The sequence below is a fragment of the Agromyces bauzanensis genome (assembly GCF_014645655.1).
Taxonomy (GTDB): Bacteria; Actinomycetota; Actinomycetes; order Actinomycetales; family Microbacteriaceae; genus Agromyces; species Agromyces bauzanensis.
In genome coordinates this window covers 29,380-54,969 of sequence record NZ_BMMD01000008.1, presented here as the reverse complement: position 1 = coordinate 54,969, position 25,590 = coordinate 29,380, and the positions used below count along the sequence as shown (strand labels likewise).

At 72.2% G+C, this 25,590-nt stretch carries 22 protein-coding genes; 5 read left to right on the top strand and 17 right to left on the bottom strand.

Annotation, left to right across the window (positions count from 1 at the left end; genetic code table 11):
* Positions 1-18 precede the first annotated feature (18 nt).
* The 3 genes from ffh to ftsY are packed head-to-tail and all read right to left on the bottom strand — an operon-like array spanning position 19 to position 3,033.
* Positions 19-1,599: a signal recognition particle protein gene (ffh, locus tag IEX31_RS08515; RefSeq protein WP_188743008.1), complete on the bottom strand. Its 1,581-nt coding sequence runs from the start codon at positions 1,597-1,599 to the stop codon at positions 19-21.
* A gap of 52 nt (positions 1,600-1,651) precedes the next feature.
* A complete protein-coding gene (locus IEX31_RS08510) occupies positions 1,652-2,140 on the bottom strand; it encodes a hypothetical protein (protein ID WP_188743007.1) in 489 nt (162 codons plus the stop codon).
* Between the two features lie 17 nt (positions 2,141-2,157).
* On the bottom strand, positions 2,158-3,033 hold the full coding sequence (ftsY, locus tag IEX31_RS08505) for a signal recognition particle-docking protein FtsY (protein WP_188743006.1): 876 nt from the start codon (positions 3,031-3,033) through the stop codon (positions 2,158-2,160).
* A 103-nt stretch (positions 3,034-3,136) separates the two neighbouring features.
* On the opposite strand from ftsY, the gene IEX31_RS08500 reads away from it, so the two are divergent.
* Both IEX31_RS08500 and IEX31_RS08495 read left to right on the top strand, forming a co-directional pair.
* Complete coding sequence (locus IEX31_RS08500; protein ID WP_188743005.1) at positions 3,137-4,105, top strand: TIGR03885 family FMN-dependent LLM class oxidoreductase; 969 nt, start codon at positions 3,137-3,139, stop codon at positions 4,103-4,105.
* Positions 4,102-5,766 carry an alpha-amylase family protein gene (locus tag IEX31_RS08495; protein WP_188743004.1) on the top strand — a complete coding sequence of 555 codons (1,665 nt, stop codon included), beginning with the start codon at positions 4,102-4,104 and terminating at the stop codon, positions 5,764-5,766. The genes IEX31_RS08500 and IEX31_RS08495 overlap by 4 nt, the downstream gene beginning before the upstream one ends.
* Positions 5,767-5,857: 91 nt before the next feature.
* Here the strand turns inward: IEX31_RS08495 and smc are convergent, their stop codons facing one another.
* Positions 5,858-9,376, bottom strand: coding sequence for a chromosome segregation protein SMC (gene smc / locus IEX31_RS08490; RefSeq protein WP_188743101.1), 3,519 nt, complete (start codon positions 9,374-9,376; stop codon positions 5,858-5,860).
* A gap of 164 nt (positions 9,377-9,540) precedes the next feature.
* Here smc and IEX31_RS08485 point away from each other — a divergent pair, with 164 nt between their 5' ends.
* Positions 9,541-10,671 (top strand): GNAT family N-acetyltransferase, encoded by a 1,131-nt coding sequence (locus IEX31_RS08485; protein ID WP_188743003.1) that lies wholly within the window; start codon positions 9,541-9,543, stop codon positions 10,669-10,671.
* On the opposite strand, the gene mutM is transcribed toward IEX31_RS08485, so the two are convergent.
* The 10 genes from mutM to IEX31_RS08435 form a co-directional block, all read right to left on the bottom strand.
* Positions 10,559-11,530 (bottom strand): bifunctional DNA-formamidopyrimidine glycosylase/DNA-(apurinic or apyrimidinic site) lyase, encoded by a 972-nt coding sequence (gene mutM, locus IEX31_RS08480; protein WP_188743002.1) that lies wholly within the window; start codon positions 11,528-11,530, stop codon positions 10,559-10,561. The two genes, IEX31_RS08485 and mutM, sit on opposite strands and share 113 nt — an antisense overlap.
* Position 11,531: 1 nt before the next feature.
* A complete protein-coding gene (gene rnc, locus IEX31_RS08475) occupies positions 11,532-12,194 on the bottom strand; it encodes a ribonuclease III (RefSeq protein ID WP_229662220.1) in 663 nt (220 codons plus the stop codon).
* A 76-nt stretch (positions 12,195-12,270) separates the two neighbouring features.
* Complete coding sequence (gene rpmF / locus IEX31_RS08470; RefSeq protein ID WP_022887809.1) at positions 12,271-12,474, bottom strand: 50S ribosomal protein L32; 204 nt, start codon at positions 12,472-12,474, stop codon at positions 12,271-12,273.
* Between the two features lie 9 nt (positions 12,475-12,483).
* The gene (locus IEX31_RS08465; RefSeq protein ID WP_229662219.1) at positions 12,484-13,050 is read right to left on the bottom strand and encodes a YceD family protein; all 567 of its coding nucleotides are present in this window, start codon (positions 13,048-13,050) and stop codon (positions 12,484-12,486) included.
* Between the two features lie 8 nt (positions 13,051-13,058).
* Positions 13,059-15,395 carry a transglutaminase TgpA family protein gene (locus tag IEX31_RS08460; RefSeq protein WP_188743000.1) on the bottom strand — a complete coding sequence of 779 codons (2,337 nt, stop codon included), beginning with the start codon at positions 15,393-15,395 and terminating at the stop codon, positions 13,059-13,061.
* On the bottom strand, positions 15,385-16,719 hold the full coding sequence (locus IEX31_RS08455) for a DUF58 domain-containing protein (protein ID WP_188742999.1): 1,335 nt from the start codon (positions 16,717-16,719) through the stop codon (positions 15,385-15,387). Before IEX31_RS08455 ends, IEX31_RS08460 begins: the two co-directional genes overlap by 11 nt.
* Positions 16,720-16,722: 3 nt before the next feature.
* A complete protein-coding gene (locus IEX31_RS08450) occupies positions 16,723-17,757 on the bottom strand; it encodes an AAA family ATPase (RefSeq protein WP_373285513.1) in 1,035 nt (344 codons plus the stop codon).
* Positions 17,754-18,245, bottom strand: a complete 492-nt coding sequence (coaD, locus tag IEX31_RS08445) for a pantetheine-phosphate adenylyltransferase (RefSeq protein ID WP_188742998.1) — start codon at positions 18,243-18,245, stop codon at positions 17,754-17,756. Before coaD ends, IEX31_RS08450 begins: the two co-directional genes overlap by 4 nt.
* 51 nt (positions 18,246-18,296) lie before the next feature.
* On the bottom strand, positions 18,297-20,504 hold the full coding sequence (locus IEX31_RS08440; RefSeq protein ID WP_188742997.1) for an ATP-dependent DNA helicase RecG: 2,208 nt from the start codon (positions 20,502-20,504) through the stop codon (positions 18,297-18,299).
* Positions 20,501-21,313 (bottom strand): tetratricopeptide repeat protein, encoded by an 813-nt coding sequence (locus IEX31_RS08435; protein WP_188742996.1) that lies wholly within the window; start codon positions 21,311-21,313, stop codon positions 20,501-20,503. Before IEX31_RS08435 ends, IEX31_RS08440 begins: the two co-directional genes overlap by 4 nt.
* Before the next feature lie 78 nt (positions 21,314-21,391).
* Here IEX31_RS08435 and rsmD point away from each other — a divergent pair, with 78 nt between their 5' ends.
* On the top strand, positions 21,392-21,982 hold the full coding sequence (gene rsmD, locus IEX31_RS08430) for a 16S rRNA (guanine(966)-N(2))-methyltransferase RsmD (RefSeq protein ID WP_188742995.1): 591 nt from the start codon (positions 21,392-21,394) through the stop codon (positions 21,980-21,982).
* Here the strand turns inward: rsmD and thiL are convergent.
* A complete protein-coding gene (gene thiL, locus IEX31_RS08425) occupies positions 21,952-22,950 on the bottom strand; it encodes a thiamine-phosphate kinase (RefSeq protein ID WP_188742994.1) in 999 nt (332 codons plus the stop codon). The two genes, rsmD and thiL, sit on opposite strands and share 31 nt — an antisense overlap.
* 24 nt (positions 22,951-22,974) lie before the next feature.
* Here thiL and IEX31_RS08420 point away from each other — a divergent pair, with 24 nt between their 5' ends.
* Positions 22,975-23,490 carry a DUF3515 domain-containing protein gene (locus IEX31_RS08420; protein WP_188742993.1) on the top strand — a complete coding sequence of 172 codons (516 nt, stop codon included), beginning with the start codon at positions 22,975-22,977 and terminating at the stop codon, positions 23,488-23,490.
* 11 nt (positions 23,491-23,501) lie between these two features.
* On the opposite strand, the gene IEX31_RS08415 is transcribed toward IEX31_RS08420, so the two are convergent.
* Together IEX31_RS08415 and IEX31_RS08410 are read right to left on the bottom strand one after the other, a co-directional pair.
* Positions 23,502-24,593, bottom strand: a complete 1,092-nt coding sequence (locus tag IEX31_RS08415; RefSeq protein ID WP_188742992.1) for a D-alanine--D-alanine ligase family protein — start codon at positions 24,591-24,593, stop codon at positions 23,502-23,504.
* Positions 24,493-25,584 carry an NAD(P)H-dependent glycerol-3-phosphate dehydrogenase gene (locus tag IEX31_RS08410; protein WP_229662218.1) on the bottom strand — a complete coding sequence of 364 codons (1,092 nt, stop codon included), beginning with the start codon at positions 25,582-25,584 and terminating at the stop codon, positions 24,493-24,495. Before IEX31_RS08410 ends, IEX31_RS08415 begins: the two co-directional genes overlap by 101 nt.
* Positions 25,585-25,590: the final 6 nt, after the last annotated feature.

Here is a 25,590-nt window from a genome sequence, read left to right as displayed (position 1 = left end):
GGCCGAGGCTCGAGACGTTCAGCGGCCGAGGAACTTCTGCAGGGCGGCGAGCTCCTCCTCGTTCGGGGCGCCCTTCGCCGCGCCGCCACCCAGGCCGAAGCCCGATCCGGCTGGAGCCGGACGCTGGCCGACCGGCGACCCGCCCGACGCGATCGCGGCGTTCTCGGCGGCGCGCTTCGCGGGGTTGCCCGAGCGCGAACCCGACTTCTTCTTGCTGCCCTTCGTGGCCTGTCGCTTGCCGCCGCCGACGCCGGAGCCGGGGATCGGCCCCATGCCCGGAACCTGCGGCATGCCCCCGCGGGCGACGGTCTTCATCATCTTCGCGGCCTGCTCGAAGCGCTGCACGAGCTGGTTCACGTCGGTCACGGTCATGCCCGAGCCTCTCGCGATGCGCAGGCGCCGCGAGCCGTTCAGGAGCTTGGGATTGCGCCGCTCGGCGGGGGTCATCGACTGGATGATCGCCTCGGTGCGCACGATCTCGCGCTCGTCGAAGTTCTCGAGCTGCTGCTTCATGCCGCCCGCACCCGGCAGCATGCCGAGCATCTTCTTGATCGAGCCGGCGCCGCGCAGCTGCTGCATCTGCGCGAGGAAGTCCTCGAGCGTGAACTGCTCGGTCGCGAGCTTCTCGGCGACCTTGAGCGCCTCCTCCTCGTCGAAGGCCTGCTGGGCCTGCTCGATGAGCGTGAGGATGTCGCCGAGGTCGAGGATGCGGCTCGCCATGCGGTCGGGGTGGAACGGCTCGAAGTCGTCGAGTCCCTCGCCGGTGGACGCGAAGATGATGGGACGTCCGGTGACGGATGCCACGCTGAGCGCAGCGCCGCCTCGGGCGTCGCCGTCGAGCTTGGAGAGCACGACGCCCGTGAAGTCGACGCCGTCCTGGAACGCCTTCGCCGTCGTGACGGCGTCCTGGCCGATCATCGCGTCGATGACGAACAGCACCTCGTCGGGGTTCGTCGCCTTGCGGATGTCGGCGGCCTGCCTCATCATCTCGGCGTCCACGCCGAGCCGACCCGCGGTGTCGATGATGACGACGTCGTGCTGTGCCCGCTCGGCCTGCTTCAGGGCGTCCTTCGCCACCTTCACGGGGTCACCGACCCCGTTGCCGGGCTCGGGCGCGAACACGGGGACTCCGGCCTGGCCGCCCACGACCTGCAGCTGGTTGACGGCGTTCGGACGCTGGAGGTCGGCCGCGACGAGGACGGGCGTGTGGCCGTCCTTCACCAGCCACTTCGCGAGCTTGCCGGCGAGGGTCGTCTTGCCCGCGCCCTGGAGGCCCGCGAGCATGATGACGGTCGGCGGATTCTTCGCGAACTGCAGTCGGCGCTGCTCGCCGCCGAGGATCGCGACGAGTTCCTCGTTCACGATCTGCACGACCTGCTGTGCCGGGTTCAGGGCGCGGTTGACCTCGTCGCCGAGGGCGCGCTCGCGCACGTGGGCGGTGAACTGCTTGACCACGTCGAGCGCGACGTCGGCGTCGAGCAGCGCGCGGCGGATCTCGCGAACGGTGCCGTCGACGTCGGCGGCCGACAGCTTGCCCTTGGTGCGGAGGTTCTTGAAGGTCTCGGCGAGGCGGTCAGACAGGTTTCCGAAGGTAGCCATGGTTGTTCGATTCTAGGCGAGAGCAGATGCGTCCCCGCTGAGCGGGGCGGGGTCAGCCGTCGAAGCGAACGTCGACGATCTCGCGCCCGATGTCGATCGCGGCGATGAGCCGCTCGTCGGTGTCCTCGGGCGCGAGCGCGTACTCGAACTCCGCGAACGGCTCCCCCTGGTCGTCGGCCTCGGGCCGCAGGTCGACGCGCAGCAGCGACAGCGAACGCAGCGCGTCCACCTGCCGGTCGCCCGAATCACGGCCGATCGCCGCATCGATCTCCTCGGCCTGCTCGAGCTCGGGGTCGAGCAGCACGTCGAGGAACCGCATCACGGGCGTGCCGCCGGAGTCGAGCTGGCTGACGAACGCCGACCGCAGCTCGTCGTCGACGAGCTCCAGCTCGCCGACGAGCACCGCCGAGGCATCCAGCGACGCGTTCGACACCATCTCGTCCCCGGCCTCGAGCACGACCTCGACCCGTTGGTCGCCGTACTCGATCATCTCCGACCAGTAGTCGCCGACGATCCCGAAGTAGTCGTGCTCGGTCGCCATGGTTCCCCTCCTCGTGGTCAGCCGACGAGCTGCTGTGCGAAGACGTGCGGCGTGAACCCCGTGAGGTCGCCGATGCCCTCGCCCTGTCCGATGAGCTTGATCGGCAGTCCGGTCTTCTCCTGCACGGCCAGCACGAAGCCGCCCTTGGCGCTGCCGTCGAGCTTCGTGAGCACGAGCCCCGTGACGCCGCCGTGCTCGATGAACGCCTCGGCCTGCGCGAGGCCGTTCTGCCCGGTGGTCGCATCGAGCACGAGCAGCACCTCGCTGATCGGCGCCTGCTTCTCGAGGACGCGCTTGATCTTCGACAGCTCGTCCATCAGCCCGCCCTTCGTGTGCAGCCGCCCGGCGGTGTCGATGATCACGATCTCGATGCCGTCGCGCTTGGCCTGTTCGACGGTCTGGAAGGCGACGGATGCCGGATCCTGGCCCTCGCGCTCGGGACGCACGATGCCCGCGTCCGCGCGCTCGGCCCACGTCGCGAGCTGGTCGACCGCGGCGGCGCGGAACGTGTCGGCGGCCCCGACCAGCACGGTGCGGTCGTAGTTGCGCAGGAATCGCGCGAACTTGCCGATCGTCGTGGTCTTGCCGACGCCGTTCACGCCCACGACGAGCACGACGGCGGGGCGTTCGGTGAGCTTCAGCGTGGGGTCGTACTTCGCGAGGCGCTCCTCGATGAGCTCACGCAGCATCCGCTGGACGTCCCGAGGGTCGGTGGTGCGGTACCGGTCCACCTTCGCGGTCAGGTCCTCGATGACCTCCTCCGTGACGGCGGGGCCGAAATCGGCCCGGATGAGCGCCGACTCGAGGTCCTCCCACGTGTCCTCGCCGATCGTCTTCGCCCCGAATACCCCGCGAAGCGCTGCACCGAGCGACCAGGACGCGTGTTCTGCCATGCGTCCAGCCTATTGCGCCCGGTACACCGCCGATGCCTGACCGGCAAGGGGTTGCCGGCCGGCCGGCGCCGCGCGACCCTCGAACCGAACGGAAGGAGTGCGCATGACGATCGTGGGATTCCACGCCTCGCACGAACAACTCCCGCCCAGTGCCCTGCTCGACGCGGTGAAGCTCGCCGAGGAGGCGGGCTTCGATGCCGCGATGTGCAGCGACCACCTCGAGCCGTGGAGCGTCCGCCAGGGCCACTCCGGGTACGCGTGGAGCTGGCTCGGCGCCGCGCTGGAGGCCACCCGGTTCTCACTCGGCGTCGTGACCGCGCCGGGGCAGCGCTATCACCCGGCCATCGCCGCGCAGAAGATAGCGACGCTCGGCGAGATGTACCCGGGACGGTTCTGGGCCGCCATCGGCAGCGGCGAGGCCGTGAACGAGCACGTGACCGGCGACCCATGGCCCGGGAAGGAGGAACGCGACGCGCGGCTCGCCGAGACCGTCGACGTCATGCGACGCCTCCTCGCCGGCGAGGAGGTCACGGCCGATGGCCTGGTCCGCGTCGACCGGGGTCGCATCTGGAGCCGTCCTGAGGTGCCTCCGCCGCTCTTCGCCGCCGCGGTGAGCACCGAGACGGCCGGCGACGCCGCCGCGTGGGCCGACGGCATCATCACGATCGACCAGTCCCCCGACGTGCTCCGGGAGGTCATGGACGCCTACCGCGAGGCCGGCGGCGATGGGCCGGTCGCCGTGCAGGTGCACCTCAGCTGGGCGCACACGGACGAGGAGGCGCTCGCGATCGCGCACGACCAGTGGCGGCAGAGCCTCGTTCCCGCGCACCTCGCGTGGGAGCTCGCGCGTCCCGAGGAGTTCGACGAACGCACCGCCGACGTCACGCCCCAGCAGGTGGCCGAGACGCTGATCGCATCCGCCGACACGGCACGTCACCTCGACCACCTGGCCGGCATCGCCGCGCTGGGCGTAGATCGCATCTACCTGCACCACGTCGGCACCGAGCAGCACGCGTTCATCCACGCCTTCGGCGAGCGCGTGCTGCCAGGGCTCGAGGAGGCGGGCCGATGAAGATCACGGATCGGAGCGACCTCTGGTGGAAGACCGCGGTGGTCTACTGCCTCGATCTCGAGACCTTCATGGACTGGAACGACGACGGCTACGGCGACTTCGAGGGGCTTGCGCACCGCCTCGACCACCTCGCCGAGCTCGGTGTCACGTGCATCTGGCTGATGCCGTTCCAGCCGACGCCCGATCGCGACGACGGGTACGACATCACCGACTTCTTCGGCGTCGACCCCCGCCTCGGCTCGCTGGGCGACGTGGCCGAGCTCACCCGCTCCGCCCGCGACCGCGGCATGCGCGTGATCATCGATTTCGTGATGAACCACACGTCCGACAGGCATCCGTGGTTCAAGTCCGCCCGGCGCAGCCGGACCGCACCGTTCCGCGACTTCTACGTGTGGGTCGACGAGCCGCCGAAGCAGCAGGCGCAGACCGTCTTCCCCGGCGAGGAGGACAGCGTGTGGGAGCTCGACGAGCGCACCGGGCAGTACTACCTGCACAGCTTCTACCGGCACCAGCCCGACCTCAACATCGCCAACCCCGCGGTGCGCGACGAGATCGCCAAGACCGTCGGCTTCTGGCTCGAGCTCGGGATCTCCGGCTTCCGGGTCGATGCCGTGCCGTTTCTCATCGAACCGCCGCACGGCGTCGACATCGGCGACCCGCACGAGTTCCTGCGCGACCTGCGCCGTTTCCTACAGCGGCGTTCGAGCGAAGCCGTGCTGCTTGGCGAGGTGAACCTGCCGTTCGACCAGCAGCTCGACTACTTCGGCCGTCCGGGAAATCCGCCCGAGCTCACCATGCAGTTCGACTTCCTGGGCATGCAGGCGCTGTACCTCTCGCTGGCCAGGGAGGACGCCCGACCGCTCGCCGAGTCGCTCGCGAAGCGTCCGCGGCTCGAGCCCGAAGCGCAGTGGGCAAACTTCGTCCGCAATCATGACGAGCTCACGCTCGACAAGCTCTCCGAGTCCGAACGCGAGGAGGTGTTCGAAGCGTTCGCGCCCGAGGAGTGGATGCGCGTCTACGGACGCGGCATCGTGCGTCGCCTGCCGCCGATGCTCGACGGCGACCCACGCCGGATCCGCATGGTCTACAGCCTGCTGTTCTCTCTGCCGGGCACGCCCGTGCTGTTCTACGGCGAGGAGATCGGCATGGGCGAGAACGGCGGGCAACCGGGGCGTCAGGCGGTACGCACGCCCATGCAGTGGACCGGCAAGGTGAACGGCGGATTCTCGCGGGCGACGCCGCGCAAGCTCACGGCGAGCCCGCCGACCGACGGCTACGCACCCGAGCACGTCAATGTCGAGGCGCAGATGCACGACGTCGACTCGCTGCTCGCATTCATCCGCGAGCTCGCCGTACGCTACCGCAGCTCCCCCGAGATCGGCTGGGGCGAGCTCGAGGTGCTCGAGACCGGCCAGGCCGCGGTGCTGGCGCACCGCATCACGGCAGATGTCGGACGGTTCGTCGCCGTGCACAACTTCGCGCCGAGACCGACGGTCGTGTCGCTCGAGCTCGGTGCCGTGGCATCCGACACCGTGTTCTCGGACCTGTTCGCGATCGACACCTTCCCGCTCGACGAGACGGGCCGCATCGACGTGCACCTCGACGCATACGGCTACCGGTGGTTCCGTATCGTCGAGCCCGACGACCGCCGGCTGACCTGAGGTCGGTGCCGGTCGCCGCGATCGGTGCCGCGGGTCGACTGACGGGGCGGATGCCGCGGGGCGCACCCTGCGGCATCCGTCGCCGCAGCCCTCAGCTCGCGCGCGCCTCGCGCTCCTCGCGCACGCGCTGCCCGACCACGGCAGACACGCCGTCCTGGCGCATGGACACGCCGTAGAGCGCATCCGCGATCTCCATGGTGCGCTTCTGGTGCGTGATGACGATGAGCTGGCTGGAGTCGCGCAGGTCCTCGAGCGTCGTGAGGAGCCGGCCCAGGTTCGCGTCGTCGAGCGCGGCCTCGACCTCGTCCAGGATGTAGAACGGGCTGGGCCTCGCCTTGAAGATCGCGATGAGCAGGGCCACCGCCGCGAGCGAGCGCTCGCCTCCCGAGAGCAGTGACAGGCGCTCGATCTTCTTGCCCGCGGGCTTCACGCTCACCTCGATGCCGGTGGTCAGCAGGTTCTCGGGGTCGCTGAGCGAGATGCTGCCGGTGCCGCCGGGGAAAAGGACGGGGAACACCTCGGCGAACGCCTCGCGTGTGTCCTCGAAGGCGCCGCGGAAGATGGCCTCCATCTTGCCGTCGATCTCCTCGATGATCGTGAGCAGGTCCCTGCGCGTGTTCGCGAGGTCGGTGAGCTGCTCGGTGAGGAACTGGTGGCGCTGCTCGAGGGCGGCGAACTCCTCGAGGGCGAGCGGGTTGACGCGGCCGAGCTGTGCGAGCTTGCGTTCGGCGCCGGCCAGGCGGCGCTGCTGCTCCTCGCGGAGGAAGGGGCGAGTCTCGCCGTCGTCCTGCTCGGCCGGCACCGGGATCTCGGGTCCGTACTCGACGATGAGCACGTCCTCGGTGAGCCCGAGCTCCGACTCCGCACGCTCGACGAGGCCGGCGGCGTGCAGCTTCTTCTCATAGATCCGAAGCTCCAGGCCGTGCACGTCCTCGGTCACCGCATGCAGGCGCTCGCGCACGACGGTCTCCTGTCGGCGCACGCGCTGCAACTCCTCGCTGTGGCTCGCCCGCTCCGCCTCGGCGCGTCCGAGGGCGACGCGCGCCTCGGCGACCGACGCGTCGACGGACGCGAGGGCCGCAGGCAGCGACGCGGCGACGCGGGACGCGGCCTCGAGCTGGGCCCGGCGGACGACGGCGCGGCGCGCGGAATCCGCTGCGGCCTGCTGCTCTGCCTCGAACTGGCGCTCCATGGCCCGCACGCGTGCCTCCTCGGCCCGCACGCGCTCCTTCGCAGTCTCGAGCCGGAGCCGTGCCTCGACCTCTCGCTCGCGCGCCCGCTCGAGTGCGGCGAGCGCGCCGTCACGCTCGGACGCGTCGAGCACGGGGCGCGCGACGGACCTCGCGGCGTCGAGGGCGGCTCCGGCCTCCTCGTCCGCCCGCTCTGCGTCGGCGACGCGTTCCTCGGCATTGGCCGCAGCCTGCCGGAGGCGCTCGGTCTCGGCGTCGGCCGCCTCGGCCTGCACGCGCGCGCGGTTCAGCTGCTCGGTGCGCTGGGCGAGCTTGGCATCGAACTCGCGCAGTGTGGCGAGCGCCGCCCTGGCCTGCTCCTTCGACCGCTCGAGGATCGTGCGCTGCTCGGCGAGGTCGAAGCGGGAACGCTCGATGAGCGTGCGCACCTCCTCGAGCCGGGCGCCTGCCCGGTCGCGCTCGGCGATGAGCTCGATGCGGCCCTGCTCACGGCCCGTGCCGCCGCGGATCACATAACGCCCGACGACCGTGCCGTCCTTGGTGATGACGGTGATGGGGCGGTCGAGGCTCGCGAGCGCGAGCTCCGCGGCCCGGGCGGCCGCAAGGTCGTCGGCCACGAACACCTCCGCGAGGAGCGACAGGACGCCGTCAGGCGCCGTGACGACGTCGCCCGCGGGCACGAGGCCCTCGACGACGTGCGGCGCGCGCCGGGGACGACCCGGGTCGGCGAGCGCAAGCGCGACCCGGCCCAGTTCGCCGCGCTCGGCGTGCTCGAGCGCGCGGAATGCGGCGGCGCGGTCGTCGACGAGAACGGCGTCGGCGACCGACCCGAGCGCGGCGGCGATGGCGGGCTCGTACCCGGGCTCGACCTGCAGCGATTCGGCGAGGAGGCCCCGCACGCCGTCGATGCTCGCCGCGACGAGCGCGGCCGAGCCGTCCCTCTGGTCGAGCGCGAGCGAGAGGGCGGCCGTGCGGGCGGCGAGGGCGCCCTGCTCGCGCTCCCGGCCGTGCAGCTCCTCGCGGATCCGCTCGATCTCGGCCTCGGCCCCGAAGACGGCGGCCTGGGCGAGCTCGTACGCCTCGTCGAGGTCGGTCTCGGCGCTGTCGCCCGCCTCGGCCTCGGCCTCGGCACGCGCGAGCTCTGCGTCGGCGGCGGCGCGCCGACCGGCGGCGGCCTCGAGGGCGTTCGCGTGCCGGAGCACCTCACCCCGTACGGTCGCAAGCCCGGATGCAGCGGTGTCGGCTCGACCGGCGAGCTTCGAGAGCTCGAGGTCGTACGCGGTGACGCGCGCGCTCTGCGCGGCGATCCGCTCGTCGACGGCGTCGAGCTCGCCGCGCGCGGTGCGCGTGGCCGCGACCGCGACCTCGAGACCGGATGCCGCGTCGTCGACCGCTGCGGTGAACGCGTCGAGCCCCGCGGTCGCCTCGTCGATCATCGCTCGTGAGACGGCCGGCGCGGTGTCGGCCGGCTGTGCCTCGGCGCTCAGCAGGGCGATGCGCTGGCGGGCGAGGGCGTCGAGGGCGCGCAGCCGTTCCCGCGCGGACTCGAGCGCGTGGCTCGTCGACCGCGCGGCGTCGACGTCGTCGCCGAGGTAGGCCGACTCGAGGCGCGCGACGCGCGCCTGGTGCTGCTCGAGCTCGTCCTGAAGCACGAGGCGTTCGCTGTGACGTTCGTGCTCGCTGCGGCCGTGCTCCTCGAGCGCGAAGCGCAGCGCCACGACCTCGTCGGCGAGCAGGCGGGCCCGCGCGTCGCGGACGACGGCCGCGATCGTCGCCGCCTCCCGCGCCACCTCCGCCTGGCGGCCGAGCGGCTTCAACTGGCGCCGGATCTCGCCCGCCAGGTCGGACAGGCGCGTCAGGTTCGCCTGCATGGCGTCGAGCTTGCGGAGGGTCTTCTCCTTGCGGCGGCGGTGCTTCAGGATCCCCGCGGCCTCCTCGATGAAGCCGCGCCGGTCCTCGGCGCTCGCGTGCAGGACGGCGTCGAGCTGCCCCTGGCCGACGATGACGTGCATCTCGCGGCCCAGGCCCGAGTCGCTCAGCAGTTCCTGCACGTCGAGCAGCCGGCAGGTCTCGCCGTTGATGGCGTACTCGCTCGTGCCGTTGCGGAACAGCGTGCGCGAGATCGTCACCTCGCTGTACTCGATCGGCAGCGCGCCGTCGGCGTTGTCGATCGTGAGGCTGACCTCGGCGCGGCCGAGCGGACCCCGCGTCGCGGTGCCCGCGAAGATGACGTCCTCCATCTTGCCGCCGCGCAGCGTCTTGGCGCCCTGCTCGCCCATCACCCAGGCCAGGGCGTCCACGACGTTGGACTTGCCGGAGCCGTTCGGGCCGACGATGCACGTGACGCCCGGTTCGAAGGCGAACGTCGTGGGCTGCGCGAAGGACTTGAATCCCTTCAACGTCAGGCTCTTCAGGTACATGGTCCCCCGGGTACGGCTGGCGGTGCGGATGCCTCGCACGAGCGTACCCGAGCGAGCGGCCTGTTCCGGTCCGCCCTCGCCGCAGAAGTGAGGATCGGTCATTGCCGCCCGGTGCGCGTCCCGATAGTCTGGGCGGCTGCCCGCGCGGCCTGTAAGGAGCGATCATGACCGTCGACATCCGTCCGATCCGCCTTCCCCGCCACGTCGGCGCAACCGATGACGCCGAGCTGGCCGCCTACGAGACGCTCCTGCGACGCCTCGACGTCGAGGCGCTCGGCACCTCCGACCTGACCCGCCGGCCCCAAGAGGTGCTGCAGGACCTGCGCCGGGCCGAGTTCACGCGGTACACCGCGATCGGCGCGTTCGACGCCGACCGGCTGGTCGGCCTGGTCGAGGTGCAGTGGGAGCTCGACGCCGACGCCGCCACGGCGTACATCGAAGTCCTGGGTGTCGAGCCCGATCGACGGCGTGAGGGCATCGGCTCGGGGTTGCTCGCCAGCGCGGAGGAGGCTGCGCATGCGGCCGGGCGCCCCGCCATCGTGCTCTCGGCCGACCACCTGATCGGTGCGCAGGATGCGATCAGGCCACGGCTCCACCCGCCGCAGGGCGACGCCGACATCGCGGCCGACGCGCCGCCAGCACGATTCGCGCTCGCGCACGGCTTCGCCCTCGGCCAGCTGTACCGGGTGAGCGCCATGGACGTCGCGGGGAGGGGCGACGCGTTCCGACGACTCCTCAGCACATCGCTGGAGCAGGCTTCCGACCGCTACCGCCTCGTGGGCTGGCAGAACGAGGCCCCCGACGAGCTCATCGACTCGCTCGCGGTCGCCCACGAGCGGATGTCGACCGACCCGCCGACGGGCGCCATCGCGTGGGGGCTCGAGCAGTGGGACGCCGCGCGCATCCGCGACGGCGAGCGCCGCGCGCGCCAGGCGGGCCGCACGCACCTCAACGTCGTCGCGGTGGCCCCCGACGGCGAGGTCGCCGGGTTCACCGAACTGTCGCTCCTGCCCGACTCGCCAGCGGTCGAGCAGTGGGACACGATCGTGCTCGCTCCCCACCGCGGACACCGGCTGGGCATGCGGCTGAAGCTCGCGAACCTGGTCGCCCTCGACGAGCTCGACCCCACCCGGGAGCGCATCTACACGTGGAATGCCGACGAGAACCAGCACATGCTCGCGATCAACGTCGCGCTGGGCTTCCGTCCGTTCGCACTGGAGTCGACGTGGCAGCGCCCGCCCGCGGCATCCGGAGCCGCTGGCAGCGCGGGCACCGGTGCGACGAGCGGTTCATGAACGACTCGCGCACCATGGGCGTGCCGCAGCGCGGACAGGGCAGGCCCGCGCGACCGTAGGCGTTCAGCGAGTGCGCGAAGTACCCGGATGCCCCGTTGACGTTGACGTACTGCGCGTCGAAGCTCGTGCCGCCCTCGGCGAGGGCCTTGCCGAGCACGTCGCGCACCGCGGTGAGCAGCTCGCCGCCCCTGCGGCGCGTCAGCGACGAGGCCGGCTGCTCGCCGTGCAGGCGCACCGCCCACAGCGCCTCGTCGGCGTAGATGTTGCCGACACCGCTCACGAGGCCCTGGTCGAGCAGCACGCGCTTCACCCCCGACGCCCGGCGCGCGAGGGCGTCGAGGAATCGGCGGTCGTCGAAGGCCGGGTCGAGCGGATCGCGCGCGATGTGGGACACCTGGGCCGGGATGCTGCGCGCCCAGGGCCCGGAGACCCCGGGTGAGAAGCCGGCCACCTCGCCGTCGGCGGTCGGCACGAGGCGGTCGACGGCCAGTGAGCCGAACGTGCGCTGGTCGACGAAGTCGATGCGGAGCTCTCCGTGCTCGGGGTGGTCGAGGTGCAGGCGGATGCGCGCGTGACGGTCGTCGCCCGGGTGGTCGGGCGTGCGGAGCAGCAGCTGTCCGCTCATGCCGAGGTGGCCGACGACGGCGCGGTCGTCGCCGATCGGCAGCCACAGGAACTTGCCGCGACGCACCGCCGCCTCGATGCGCGCACCGGTGACGAGCGATTCGAAGTCGCCGGATGCCGCGTCGTGCCGGGTCAGGGCACGGCGATCGAGCACGTCGACCGCGGCGACCCGAGCTCCGGTGACCGCCTGCGCGAGTCCGGCGCGCACGACCTCGACCTCTGGCAGCTCGGGCACGTCAGTGCGAGTTCAGCCTGGTCCAGGCCTCGAGCGCGGCGGACATCTCGGCCTGCTTCTTGCTGGAGCCCTCGCCGGAGGCCTGCACGAGCTCGCCGACCATGACGGTCGCCACGAAGTGCTTGTTGTGGTCGGGCCCGGACTCGACGATCGTGTAGACGGGCGGCGGGGCGCCGCGTCGCGCCGCGATCTCCTGCAGGCTCGTCTTCGGATCCATGGCCGCGCCGAAGCGCTCGGGGTCGCTGAGCAGCGGCGTGATGAGCCGCAGTACGAGTCCGGTTGCCGCGTCACCGCCCGCGTCAAGGTAGACGGCCCCGATGATCGCCTCGACGGTGTCGGCGAGGATCGACGGCTTGTCGGCGCCGCCCGTCATGGTCTCGCCGCGGCCGAGGCGGATGTACGGCCCGAGCCCGATGGCGCGGCCGACCTCGGCGAGGGCCACGCTCGAGACGAGGCTCGCCCGCCGCTTCGCGAGTTCGCCCTCGTCGAGCTCGGGATGGTCCCGGAACAGCTTGACGGTGACGGCCTGCCCCAGGATCGAGTCGCCGAGGAACTCGAGGCGCTCGTTGGTGGGGATGCCGCCGTTCTCGTACGCGAACGACCGGTGCGTGAGCGCGAGCAGCAGCAGGTCGGGATCCACCTCGACCTGCAGCGTCCGCTGCAGGTCGTCGAGCGTGTGCTCAGCGTGTCCCGTCTGCCCCGTTCGCGTCACGACCGGGTCGGATGATGCTGTCGGCCGACTAGACGTCGGCGACCTTGCGGCCCTTGTACTCGAGGAAGAGCGGTGTGCCCGCGGAGTCCTCGACGACCTTCGCACGGTGCGGGAGGCTGTAGGTGACCTTGCCGTTCTCGACGGTCTTGACGAGCGTGGGGACCTCCGCCTTCCACTGCGAACGGCGCGCGTGGGTGTTGGCGCGTGACTTCTTCCGCTTGGGAACAGCCATGACTCTCTCTCAATCTCTCTGCTGGTCGGCCTCGGATGCGACATCCGTGCCCTGGTCTTCGGAAGCCTGGAACCCGGCGAGCGCGGCCCATCGCGGGTCACGGTGCTCATGGGTGACGAGTTCGGGATGATCGGCCAGTCGGACCCCGGTCATAGGATCGAGACCCGGGCAGTCCGGCCGGCACACCGGCTGGAACGGCAGTGACAGCACTACCGCATCTCGTATGAGCGGTTCAAGATCCACGTGGTCGTCTTGAACCTCAACCTCGAAAGCTTCTCCAGAATGATACGCGAAAAGCTCCTGGAACTCGACTCGGACGGGCAGGGCGATGTCGATGAGGCACCGCCCGCACTCGCCCTCGGCGACCGCGTCGACGTCGGCCGAGACGAGGATCCCCTCGTGCACCGACTCGAACCGGAGGTCGAGATCGAGCTCCGCGCCCTCGCGGACCGCCACGAGTCCCTCCCCCATCTGCGCGGCGACGGGGACCGAGAGGTGCGCTTCGCGCATCTCTCCAGGGCGGTTCACGAGGTCGCGCACGTTCACGCGGAACGGCGAATGCTGAGTGGCCACGATCGACGATTCTACGCCCCGGCGCGGGCGCGACCGCCGAGCACCCGGCGCACGCCGTCGACGAGCGAGTGCGGCATGAGGAGCGCGCGTGCCCGCTCGGCGCCCACCGCGTCCGCGAGGAGCGCAGCACGTGCGGTGGCGAGATCGTCGACGAGCGACCCGGATGCCGCAGCACCCGCCGTGCCCCCGCCCGCGGGGCCGTAGCGCTCCCGCTCCACGGCGTCGCGCAGGCGCACGATCGCGGCCCGGGCGCGGGCATCGTCGAACGCCTCCCGCTCGGCCAGCCGGGCCGCGAACTCGCGCGGCGTCTCGCCGCCGTTGCCGCCCGCGCCGAGGTCGAGCGCCGTCGCGGCGAGCTCGTCCCACGCGGCATCCGCCGGTCGTTCATCGCGGCGGATGCGCCGGATGCGCGCCCGACGCTGGCTCAACCGGAACAGCGCCGGCAGCAGCAGCAGCACGGCGACGGCGAGGGCGACGACACCGCTGCGGATCCACAGCTGCGTCGCCGTGGCGACCGGGTCGGCCACCTGGCCCGCGAGTCCTCCGTCGGGGTCGACGTCGGGACGGCCGGTCGAGCCGGGCCCGGTGGGCGGTGCGCTCGCCAGCGGCGGCGCGCCCTCCTCGCCCGCGCCGGGACGCGAATAGCCGGGAACCGTGCCGCGGCCCGGGGTCGGCTCGAACGGCACCCAGCCGACGCCCTCGAAGTAGAGCTCGGGCCACGCGTGCAGGTCGTGCGAGTCGACCTCGATGCGCTGCACGCCGTCCACGCGCTGGTCGGTCGGGGACCCCTGCGTATAGCCGATCGAGATGCGCGACGGGATGCCCGACTCCCGCGCGAGCACCGCCATGGTCGAGGCGAAGTGCACGCAGTAGCCGGCCTTCGTCTCGAGGAACCTCGCGATCACGTCGAATCCGCCGCCGTCGTAGCCGTCTTCCACGGGCGCCTCGGTGGAGTAGTCGAACTCGGCGCCGCGCAGGTACGCCTGGATCGCGACCGCCGCGTCGTACGGCGACGCCGAGGCCGTGAGGGCGACGGCCGTCTCGGCGATGATCGCGGGCATCTCCTCGGGCAGCGCGAGGAACGACGCCAACTCGTCGTCGAGGTCGCGATCGGCGTTGCGGAGCTGCTGCGGCGTGGGTTCGACGTCCAGACGCGTCACCCGATAGCTCTGGCCGCCCGTGTTCGTGTCGACGCTGCGCACGGTGAGGGCGCCGTCGTCCCAGAACCACGAGCCCTCGAGCCCCTCGATGCGTGCCGTCGGATACGGCACCGGCAGCCAGGTCGTGCGCACCTCGTCGACGACGACGTCGATCGGATGCTGCGAGGTCTCGACCGCGCTCGAGAGCCCGTCGGGCCGCGGCATCTGGTCGACCGTGTTGTCGCCGTCGACCGCGGTTTGGGTGGGCGACCAGACCTCGCCCTCGAACCGGTCGAGCGTGAGCAGCGTGAAGTACGGGCGGTCGCCGTCGCGCGCGAGGTAGTGGAAGGCCGGCAGCGGCTCGGGCCGCCGGAGGTCGCGCCCCAGGTCGATGAACGGGCTCACGCCGCGCGCGAAGAGGGTGCCCTGCGACGGACTCCCGAGCAGGAGGCTCGTCGAGACGCTCGGCGTCGACGCCGCGAGCACGGAGGCCGCGAGCAGGCCGACGGCGGCGAGCCCGAGCGACGCGCCGAGCGTCGACACGATGGGCACGCGCTTCGGCGCGATCACGGTTGCCGCCTGATCGCCCTCCTCGCCGGCGGCGAGCCGGGCACGCCGTCGCACCCGGACGTCCACGCGCAGCAGAAGGAGGTAGGCGGCGGCGGTGAGCACGAGCGTCGGCAACTCGGCACCGGCCTCGATGATGAAGCCGGGGATGAGGATCGGCACAAGTGCGGGTGCCGCTGCGAGCGCCGGCATGCGGGCCGTCTGCACGAGGATGTCGACGACGACCGCCAGCAGGCCGATGCCCACGGCGAGCGCGAACGTCAGCGGCGGCACCGGGATCGCGGGCACGGATTGCTGCTCGATCGTGCGTTGCGCGCCCGCCATCAACTCGCCGAACGTCTCGAAGGTCTCCGCCGTGGGCACGATGAGCGCGACGCTCGTGCCGCCGCCGAACAGCAGCGTGAGCAGGAGGAGCAGCACCACGAGCTCCAGCACCGGCACGAGGGAGGGCGGCGTTCGGATCGAGCGCAGCCCGAAGCCGGAGAACAGCGTGCCCGCGGCGATGAAGGCGCACAGCCACCACCACCCGCTGCCCGCGATGAGCGGACCGAGTGCCATCGTCGCGATGACGAGGAACAGGAACGACGTGGCGGTCAGCGCGAGGCGCTGCGCGCGCGAGAGCGGCATGAGGTCAGGGCGCATGCGCCGGCCTCTCGCGAGGCGTCGTCGCGATGCCCGACCACGCCTCGCCGATCTCGGCCGGCCGGCGAACGCGCACGACACGCCAGTCCGCGTCCTCGATGAGGTCGAGGACGAGACGCGAGACGCCGTCCGTGGCGAAGGCGACCGCGGGCTCGAACGACGGACGGAGCGCGACGAGCGCGCGAGCGTCCTGCTCGTCGGGATCCACGAGGACGGCGAACCCGGGCGAGCGCGCCTCGCGGGCACGGGGATGTGCGTCGGACTGCGCCGCCCCCGTTCCGTGCCACGCCGCACGGCCCGGCCGGTCGAGCCTCGCGAGGTCCTCGAGGAGCATCCGGTCGCCGCCCGGCGTCCGGTAGGCACCGCCGAACGCGGCGCCGGGGATCACGCCGCGCTCGGGATCGGCGACCTGCGTGCAGCGCACGCGGAACCCGCGCTCGAGCAGGTGCATCCCGATCGATGCGGCGATCTCGATGCCGAGTTCGAACCCGAAATGCGCCCCCTCGTCGTCGTCCCGGCGCAGCGAGGCCTCGGACCGGCCGGAGAGCGTGGTGTCCAGGAGGATGCGCGCCTCGGGATCGCCGCGCTGCTCCTCCTCCCGCACCATGAGCTCGCCGCGCCTGGCCGTCGCGGCCCAGTTCACCCGGCGGAGGGGGTCGCCGTAGCGATACTCACGGGCGATGAGCTCGTCGGAGTTCGGGTGCGTCCGCCGCCGGAGCCCGTGCACCACGCCGTCGATCGAAGCGGCGCTGCCGAGCGCCGCGTCCAGCGGGGTGACCCTCGGCGTGACGACGACCTCGTGACCCGTGCCGACCTCGCGGTCGATGCGGGCGAGGCCGAACGGGTCCGCGACGCCGATGCGGAGCGGGCCGATCGAGTAGACGCCGCGCCGCGGCATCCGGAGCCGGTACTCGAGCCGTACGGTGTCGTCGCCCGAGGGGAGCACGCCCTCGTACGGCCCGATCGCCGGCAGGATCGACTCGGCCGGACCCATCAGTCCCTCGGGCACCGTGTCGCGCCAGTGCGCGCCGTCGAACGTGCGTCGCGCGCGGTTCTTCACGACGATCGCGACGCGCGTCCATCCGCCTGCTGCGACGACCGCCGGGGCGAACCCACGGGTGACGGCGAGCCTCGGGTTGCGCACCACGACGAACACCGCCGCCGCGAGCGGCGTCGCGATGCCGACGAATGCGAGGAGCACCACGTCGCGCAGGTCGAACCACAGCGAGACGGCCAGGAGCAGCACGCCCACGATCATGAGCGAGCCGCCGCGCCGTGTCAGTCGCGGCCAGGCGGAGACGCGAACGGGACGCGGGCGGAACATGGGTCAGATCCTTCGTGCACTGCCGACGGGAACCGGCGTCTCCCCCACGATGCGACGCACGACGGCGTCGATGAGCGGCCCGCTGTCGCGGTCGTGGGCGCCGATGGCACGGCTCGTCGGCACGAGCCGGTGCGCGAGCACCGGCACGGCGAGCGCGTCGACGTCGTCGGGCAGCACGAAGTCACGACCGTGCATGGCGGCGTGCGCCTTCGCCGCGCGAATGAGCTGCAGCGTGGCGCGCGGGCTCGCACCGAGGCGCAGCTGGCGGTCGTCGCGCGTCGCGCGTGCCAGCTCGACCGCGTACTCCTTCACGGGCTGCGACGTGAACACGTGCTGCACGGCGGCGATCATGGCTCGGAGCTCGCCGAGGGTCACGACGGTGGCCAGGCGATCGAGCGGACTCGACGTCTCCCGCGTCGACAGCATGGCGAGCTCGTCGGCGGGCGACGGATAGCCCATCGAGATGCGCGCCATGAAGCGGTCCCGCTGCGCCTCGGGCAGCGGGTAGGTGCCCTCCATCTCCACCGGGTTCTGCGTCGCGACCACGGTGAACGGCAGGTCGAGCACGTAGGTGGTGCCGTCGGCAGTGACCTGGCGCTCCTCCATGCACTCGAGCAGCGCCGACTGGGTCTTCGGGCTCGCGCGGTTGATCTCGTCGCCGATCACGATGTTCGCGAAGACGGGACCGCGCTTGAACTCGAACCGTCGACTCGACTGGTCGAAGACGGAGACCCCCGTCACGTCGCTCGGGAGGAGGTCGGGCGTGAACTGGATGCGGCTGACGCTGCAGTCCACCGAGCGGGCGAGCGCCTTGGCGAGCATGGTCTTCCCGACGCCCGGCACGTCCTCGATGAGCAGGTGTCCCTCGGCGAGCAGCACGGTGAGCGCGGCCGTGACGGCATCGCGCTTGCCCGCGATGACCGTCTCGACGTTCTGCACGACGGCCGCGGCACGCGAACCGATCTCGTCGATGCCCATGACGAAGTCGGGTGCGTCGTAAGCGCCCGCGCCTCCAACCGTGACCGCAGCCTCGCTCATGGGGTCATCGCCGCCTGCAGGAACTCGGACACCACCTGCGGCACGTACGGCGAGACGTCGCCGCCGAGCGCGGACACCTGTCGCACGAGCGAGCTGGACACGTGCGCATTGGCGGGATCGGTCAGCATGAACATCGTCTCGACGCCGGCGAGGTGCCGGTTCACGATGGCCATGGGCGTCTCGTAGGCGACGTCCACCTGCGACCGGATGCCCTTCACGAGCACGGACGCGCCGACGTCGGTGCAGTAGTCGACGAGGAGGCCCATGCTCCATGACGCGACGACGATCCGCCCGTCGAGGCCGGCGTCGGCGATCGATCGCTCGATGAGCGCCACGCGCTCGGCGATGGGCAGCAGCGCGGACTTGTCGGGATTGTGCACCACGACGACGTGCACCTCGTCGTAGAGACCGGCGGCCCTGCCGATGACGTCGAGATGGCCGAGCGTGACGGGGTCGAACGATCCTGGGACGACGGCGATCCGCTGCATATCCCCCAGCGTAGTGCCCGAGCACGGCACGGGAGGCGCTGCTCCAGAGTCTCAGCCCTTGCTCAGGAATCCGCTCGTCTCGGCGTCGAGACGGCGTCTGACCTCGGCGGCGAGTGCCCGGTGCCGCTCGAGCCCGGGGTCGGCGTCGAGCACCTCCGCCGCGAGCTCTCGCGCGTCGGCGATGAGGTCGCCATCGCGTGAGACGCGCAGCAGCTTCAGCGATGAGCGCCCGCCCGATTGGGTGGCGCCGAGCACGTCGCCCTCCTGCCTCAGCTCGAGGTCCACGCGGGCGAGCTCGAACCCATCGAGCGTCGCCGCCACGGCCTCGACGCGCTGCAGCGCGAGCGAGCCGGGCTCGGCGGCCGTCACGAGCAGGCACAGGCCCGGCACCGCGCCGCGGCCGACGCGTCCGCGCAGCTGGTGCAGCTGCGACACGCCGAACCGGTCGGCATCGACCACCACCATCGCGCTCGCATTCGGGACGTCGACGCCGACCTCGATGACGGTCGTGGCGACGAGCACGTCGAGTTCCCCGGCCGCGAAGGCGCGCATCACGGCGTCCTTCTCGTCGGAGCCCATGCGCCCGTGCAGGGGTGCGACGCGCTTGTCGGCGAAGCGCGGATGCGACTCGAGTTCCGCAAGGACCGATGCCACGGATGCCGCCTGCCCGCCGCTTCGGCCGTCTGCGGCGTCGGGCTCCAGCGCGTCGGGGTCGTCCTCGACGACCTTGGAATCGATCGCGGGGCACACGACGAAGCCCTGGCGACCCAGCTCGACCTCCTCCGCGAGCCGCTCCCACACTCGCGCACGCCAGCCCGGACGCTCGGCGAGCGGCACGACGTACGTCTCGATGCCCGCGCGCCCGGCGGGCAGCTCCCGGATGGTCGACACGTCCAGGTCGCCGAACACCGTCATCGCGACGGTGCGAGGGATCGGCGTCGCGGTGAGCACGAGCACGTGCGGGGGGTGCTCGCCCTTCAGCCGCAGCGCCTCGCGCTGCTCGACGCCGAACCGGTGCTGCTCGTCGACCACCACGAGCCCGAGGTCGGCGAACGACACCGCCTCTCCGATGAGGGCGTGCGTGCCGACGACGATGCGCGCCTGCCCCGCGGCGGCCCGCAGAAGCGCCTTCCGGCGCTCGGCGGCCGGCAGCTGCCCCGTGAGCAGCGTGGGCACGAGCGCAGCCGACAGGTCGGGACCGAGCATGCGCGCGATCGAACGGAGGTGCTGCGCGGCGAGCACCTCGGTGGGTGCGAGGAGCGCAGACTGACCGCCCGAGTCGGCCACCGCGAGCATGGCCCGGAGGGCCACGACCGTCTTGCCCGAGCCCACCTCGCCCTGCACGAGCCGGTTCATGGGCACCGGCTGCTCGAGGTCGGCGGCGATCTCGGCCCCCACAGCGCGCTGGTCGGCGGTGAGCGAGAACGGCAGCGACGCGTCGAACCGCTCGAGCAGGCCCCCGGGCGACGGATGCCGCGCCGTCGTCGTGTGCGCCCGGAGCTCGGCACGACGCAGCAGCAGCGCCGTCTGCAGCACGAACGCCTCGGTGAACCGGAGCGTGCGACGCGCCGCCTTCCAGTCGGCCTCGGTTTCGGGCCGGTGCGCCGCCTCGAGGGCGGCACGCTGGTCGAGGAGGGATCGCGCCTCCCGAACGGCGTCGGGGATGGGGTCGTCGAGCGGGCCCAGGCCGTCGAGGAGCAGCGCGATCGCCTTGGCCAGCTGCCAGCTCGCGAGCGTGCTCGTGGCGGGATAGATCGGGATCGGCGCCTCCGCCCACCGCTTCGCTGCCGCGTCGCCCGCCGAACGCGGCACGTCGTCGTCGAACAGCTCGTAGTCGGGGTGGGCGAGCTGGCGATTGCCCTTGTAGTCGCCGACCTTGCCCGCGAAGATGCCGCGGCGACCGGGGCGCAGGTCGTTCTCGCGCCACTTCTGGTTGAAGAAGGTGAGCGTCAGGATGCCGGTGCCGTCGGAGATCTTCGCCTCGACGATCGACCCGCGGCGGTGTCGCATCTCGCGCACGCGCACCTCGAGCACCTCCGCCACGATCGTGACGTTCTCGTCGAGCGGCAGGCTCGCGAGCGCCGTGAGCTCGCCGCGCAGCGCGTAGCGCCGCGGGTAGTGACCGAGCAGGTCGCCGACCGTGCGGTATCCGAACGCGCGCTCGACGGCCTGCGTGGTGCGTCCGCCGAGCGCGCCCGTCAGGCGCGTGTCGAGCGTGAACCGACCGGCGCCCGCGGCATCCGCTCCTTCGGCCGTCATGCCTCGATCGTAGGCTCCGCCTCGGTCAGGGCGGCGAGCTCGGCCTGCACGTAGGGGTCGTCGGGGCGGGCGCGCGCGAGCTCGCGCTGCAGGTCGAGCGCCTCGTCGGTGCGGCCGATCGTGCGCAGGCACCGCGCGACGGACCAGCGTGCCACATGCTGTTGCTCGGCCGTGCCGTACCGGTCGGCGACCTCGACGGCCTGCTCGAAGTGATGCAGCGCGGCGAGCGCATCGCCCGCGTCGTGCTTGGTCCAGCCGAGGTTGTTGTGGAGCGCGACGCCCCAGCGCAGCACGCGCGGGTCGCGGGAGCCCGCGAGCACGTCGAAGCCCTCTGCGGCCCACTCCTCCTCGTGACCCGCATCGTTCAGGGCGAGCATGTGCAGGGCGTCGAGCACGAGGAACGGCGAACCGGCGAGCGCGGCCTCGCGCGCCGCGCGGGTGAGCACGGGAACGGCCTCCTGCCGCCGCTCCGCGTCGGCGGCGAGGATGCGCCCGCGCTCGATGGCGATGCGCGCGCGCACCTCGGCCGCGTCGCGCTCGGGGTCGTCGGAGGGGATGCCGCCCGACGCGATGGAGTCGAGCACCTCGAACGCCTCGGCGGCTCGGCCCTGGATGCCGAGCGCGCGCGCGCGCTGAGTCGACATCACGGCGCGGAAGTGCGCGGTGTGCGTGTCGTCGTCTGCGGCCTCGCGGAACCGCTCCTCGCTCGCACCGGGATCGCGGAAATCCCAGAGGCGGTCGATCATCTGCTGTTCGTCACCCCGGTGACGAACAGGTTCGGCGGGCACCTGGTCGGTCGAGTCATCCACCCCTCCATCATTGCAGCGGATGCGACCGCCTCGCGGGAGCATGACAGCCCGCGGCGTCGTCGCTAGGCTGCCGGGGACATGACCCGCATCATCGCCGGCGCCGCCGGCTCGCTCACCCTCGCCGTGCCCCGCTCGGGAACGCGTCCCACGAGCGACCGCGTGCGCGAGGCGATCTTCTCGGCGCTCGCGGCGCGCGACGCCATCGAGGGCGCGGCCGTGCTCGACCTGTACGCGGGCTCAGGGGCGCTCGGCCTAGAGGCCGCGAGCCGGGGCGCAGCCGAGGTGGTGCTCGTCGAGCGCGCGAAGGGCGCTGCCGACGTGTGCCGCCGCAACGCCGACGCCGTCGGCCGTGCCCTGCGCGGCCGTCCAGCGCGCGTGCGGGTCGTCCCACGGGCGGTCGCGAGCTACCTCGAGTCGGCCGCCGGCACGTTCGACCTCGTCCTCATCGACCCGCCGTACGAGCTCGGCGAACGTGCGCTCGCGCACGACCTCGCACTGCTCGCACCGCTCCTCTCCCCTGACGCGGTCGTGGTCGTCGAGCGCAGTTCCCGGTCGCCCGAGCCCGACTGGCCCGAGGGCATCGTGGCCGACCGGCGCCGCGACCACGGCGAGACGACGCTCTGGTGGGCGGCCCGGACTCAGCCCGAGCTGCCGTCCCAGCCGGCGTAGGGATCCCAGCCGTCGGCGCCCGCCCGCTCGCCGTCGACGAGCACCTGCCCGGGGTCGTCCACGACGCGGCCGACGACCTGGAACGGCTCGGGCACGCGCGTGCCGGCCTGGAACGTGGCGAGTAGGCCGTGGTCCTCGGCGCCGGCGAGCGCGACGCGCAGGTCGGGACCGAGCGCCCTCGCATCGAAGTCGATGCCGACGCCGCTCGCCTCGGCGATGCGGCGCGCGTCGCGGGCGAGCCCGTCGGAGACGTCGAGCATTGCCGTGGCGCCCGCCACCGCCGCGACGACGCCGGCCGCGACGGGCGGCTCTGGGGCGACCTGCGCCCGCACGAGCTCCGGATGCCGCGCCCGCACCTCACGCGCCGCCTCGGCGTCGGGCATGCCCGCGGGATCCGTGCCCTCCGCGAAGAGCAGGGCGAGTCCGCGTGCCGCCGTGCCGCGTTCACCCGCGTGCGCGACGACGTCGCCGACCCGGGCGCCCGAGCGCAGCACGGGCTCGCGGCCCTCGAGATCGCCGAACGCGGTCACCGCGATGGTGAGCACCGACGACGCCGACAGGTCGCCCCCCACGACGCCCGCGCCGGGGGCGAGCACGGCGAGGCCCTCGCGGAGCCCGTCGGCGAAGCCCTCGAGCACGGCGACGGGCGTCGCCGGCGGCGCCGCGACCGCCACGACGAGCCCGGTCGGCCGGGCGCCCATGGCGGCGACATCCGTCAGGTTGGTGGCCGCCGCCTTCCAGCCGAGTTCGAACGGCGTCGACCACGCCAGCCGGAAGTCGGGACCGTGCACGAGCATGTCCGTCGTCACGACGAAGCGGCCGTCGGTGGCGGCGACCACCGCGGCGTCGTCGCCGGCGCCGAGCAGCGTGGTGTCGCCCGGGGCGAGCCGCGGCAGGATGCGGGCGAGCACCGCGCTCTCGCCGAGCTCCGCGATCGTGGGTCCGCCCGGGCGCGCAGCTCGTTCCATGCCACTCACGGTAGCCTGAGATCGATGCCCCACCCAGCCGCCCGCCGCCCCCGCGGGCTTCCTCGATCCGTGTTCGCGGCCGCGGTCTCGCTGGCCGGCGCCGTGATGATGGCGGGCTGCGCGCAGGCTGTGACCTTCGATGCGGCCCCGTACGCGACCGACCCCGACTGCGCCGCGGTCGTGGTGCGCCTGCCCGACGCCGTGGCCGGCCTCGCCGAGCGTGAGACGAACGCCCAGGGAACAGGAGCCTGGGGCACGCCGGCCGCCGTCCTGCTGCGCTGCGGCGTCGAGCCGCCGGGGCCCACGACCGACCGTTGCGTGACCGTCGACGGCGTCGACTGGATCATCGACGAGTCGGATGCCCCGAGGTTCCTGTTCACGACCTACGGCCGCACACCCGCCGTCGAGGTGCTCGTCGACAACGACGTCGTGTCGGGGTCGACGGCGATCGCCGACCTCTCGCCGGCCGTCGCCGCGATCCCCGCGGAGGGCGGTTGCGTCGGGCTCGACGACGCCGTGCCGACGGAGTCGCCCGAGTAGCGCACGCCGCGCTAGCGCACCCCCCTCGCGTGCCCGACCTCGATGAGCTCGGTGATCAGCTCGGGATAGCTCAGGCCCGAGTTCAGCCAGCAGGTGGGGAACATCGAGATCGGCGTGAAGCCCGGCATCGTGTTGATCTCGTTGACCACGAAGCCCTCTTCGCCGAGGAACACGTCGACGCGCGCGAGGCCCTCGGCGCCGATGGCCTCGAACGCGTGCCGCGCGACGCGCTGCAGTTCGAAGAGCTCGCCGTCGCCGAGGTCGGCCGGGCAGATGAGCTCGACGCCCGGGGCGTCGAGGTACTTCGCCTCGAAGTCGTAGAACTCGCGGCCCGTCACGATGACCTCGCCCGCGACGCTCACGCGCACGGGGGCGTCGGCGCGGCCCTCGAGCACCGCACACTCGATCTCGCGGCCGTGGATCGCCGACTCGATGAGCGCCGTGCGGTCCTCGGCGAACGCGACGTCGAGGGCGGCATCGAGCTCGGCCCAGTCGGCGACCTTCGTGACGCCCATCGACGAACCCGCACGGGCGGGCTTCACGAACACCGGCAGCCCGAGGCCGCGCCCGCGGCGCTCCCACAGCTCCCGGTCGTGCTCCCATGACTCCCGCGTCACCGTGACCCAGGGGGCCACGGCGATGCCCGCGCCCTCGAGCACGGTCTTCGTGACGTGCTTGTCCATGCCCATCGCCGAGGCCAGCACGCCGTTGCCGACGTAGGGCAGGCCGACGAGCTCGAGCAGGCCCTGGATGGTGCCGTCCTCGCCGAACCGGCCGTGCAGGATGGGGAAGACGACATCGACATCGCCGAGCGAACGCTCGCCCGAGGCATCCGTCACCGTCAGCGCTCGTGAGGCAGCGCTCTCGGGCCAGCGTACGCGCGAGCCGTTGTCGACGACCTCGGGCAGGTGCTGCGGATCGAGCGCGAACCGGTCGGGGTCGTCGGACTCGAGCACGTAGGCGCCGTCGCGGGTGATCCCGACCGGGATCACCTCGAAGCGGTCACGGTCGATCGCGCCGAGCACCCCGCCCGCCGTCGCGCAGCTGATCGAATGCTCGCTGGAGCGCCCGCCGAACAGCAGAACCACCCTGAGCTTGTCCATCCTTCGTCCTTTCGCCCTGGGGCTCGTCGTCGGTCGTGAGGTGCGGTGCGATGTCCTTCGGCGCCAGCGTGCCCGCCAGCACCTGGCGGACCTGCTCGATGATGGGCATCTCCACGCCCTTCGCCCGGGCGAGCTCGAGGATGGGCCCCACGGACGCCAGTCCCTCGGTGGTCTGCTGCATCTGGTTCACGACATCGCTCAGGTGGTAGCCCTGGCCGAGGAGTCGCCCGGCGGTGTTGTTGCGCGACAGCGGCGACTGGCACGTCGCGATGAGGTCGCCGAGGCCCGCGAGCCCTGAGAGCGTCTCGGGATGCGCGCCGAAGGCGACGGCGAAGTCGGTCATCTCGACCAGTCCCCTGGTGATGATCGACGCCTTGGTGTTCTCGCCGTAGCCGGCGCCGTCGACGATGCCGATCGCGACGGCGATGAGGTTCTTCAGCACGCCGCCGAACTCGGTGCCGATGACGTCGGTGTTCACGAACGAGTGGAAGTAGCGGTTGCGGGCGACGGATGCCACGGACTGCGCGGTCTCGAGGCTCGTCGACGAGACGACCGCCGCGGTGGGCTGCTCCTTCGCGATCTCGAGCGCGAGGTTCGGCCCGGAGATGACCGCGATCTGCGACGCGTCGACGCGCAGCACGTCGGCCATGACCTCGCTCATGCGCAGGCCGGTCGACTTCTCGACGCCCTTCATGAGGGAGACCACCGTCGGGGAGGCGCGCAGGTGGGGGGCTGCGATCTTGAGGTGCTCGCGCAGCGCCTGGCTCGGCACCGACACGTAGACCTGTTCGGCGCCCGCGAGCGCGAGGTCGAGCCGGCTCGTGGCCCGCAGGTTGAGCGGCAGGTTCACGCCGGCGAGGTAGTCGCTGTTGCGCTTGGCCTCCTGGATCTCGCGGGCGAGCTCCGGCCGGCGCGCCCAGACGACGACGTCGGCGCCGCCGTCGGCGAGGATCTTCGCGAAGGTGGTGCCCCAGCTGCCGGCGCCGAGCACTGCCAC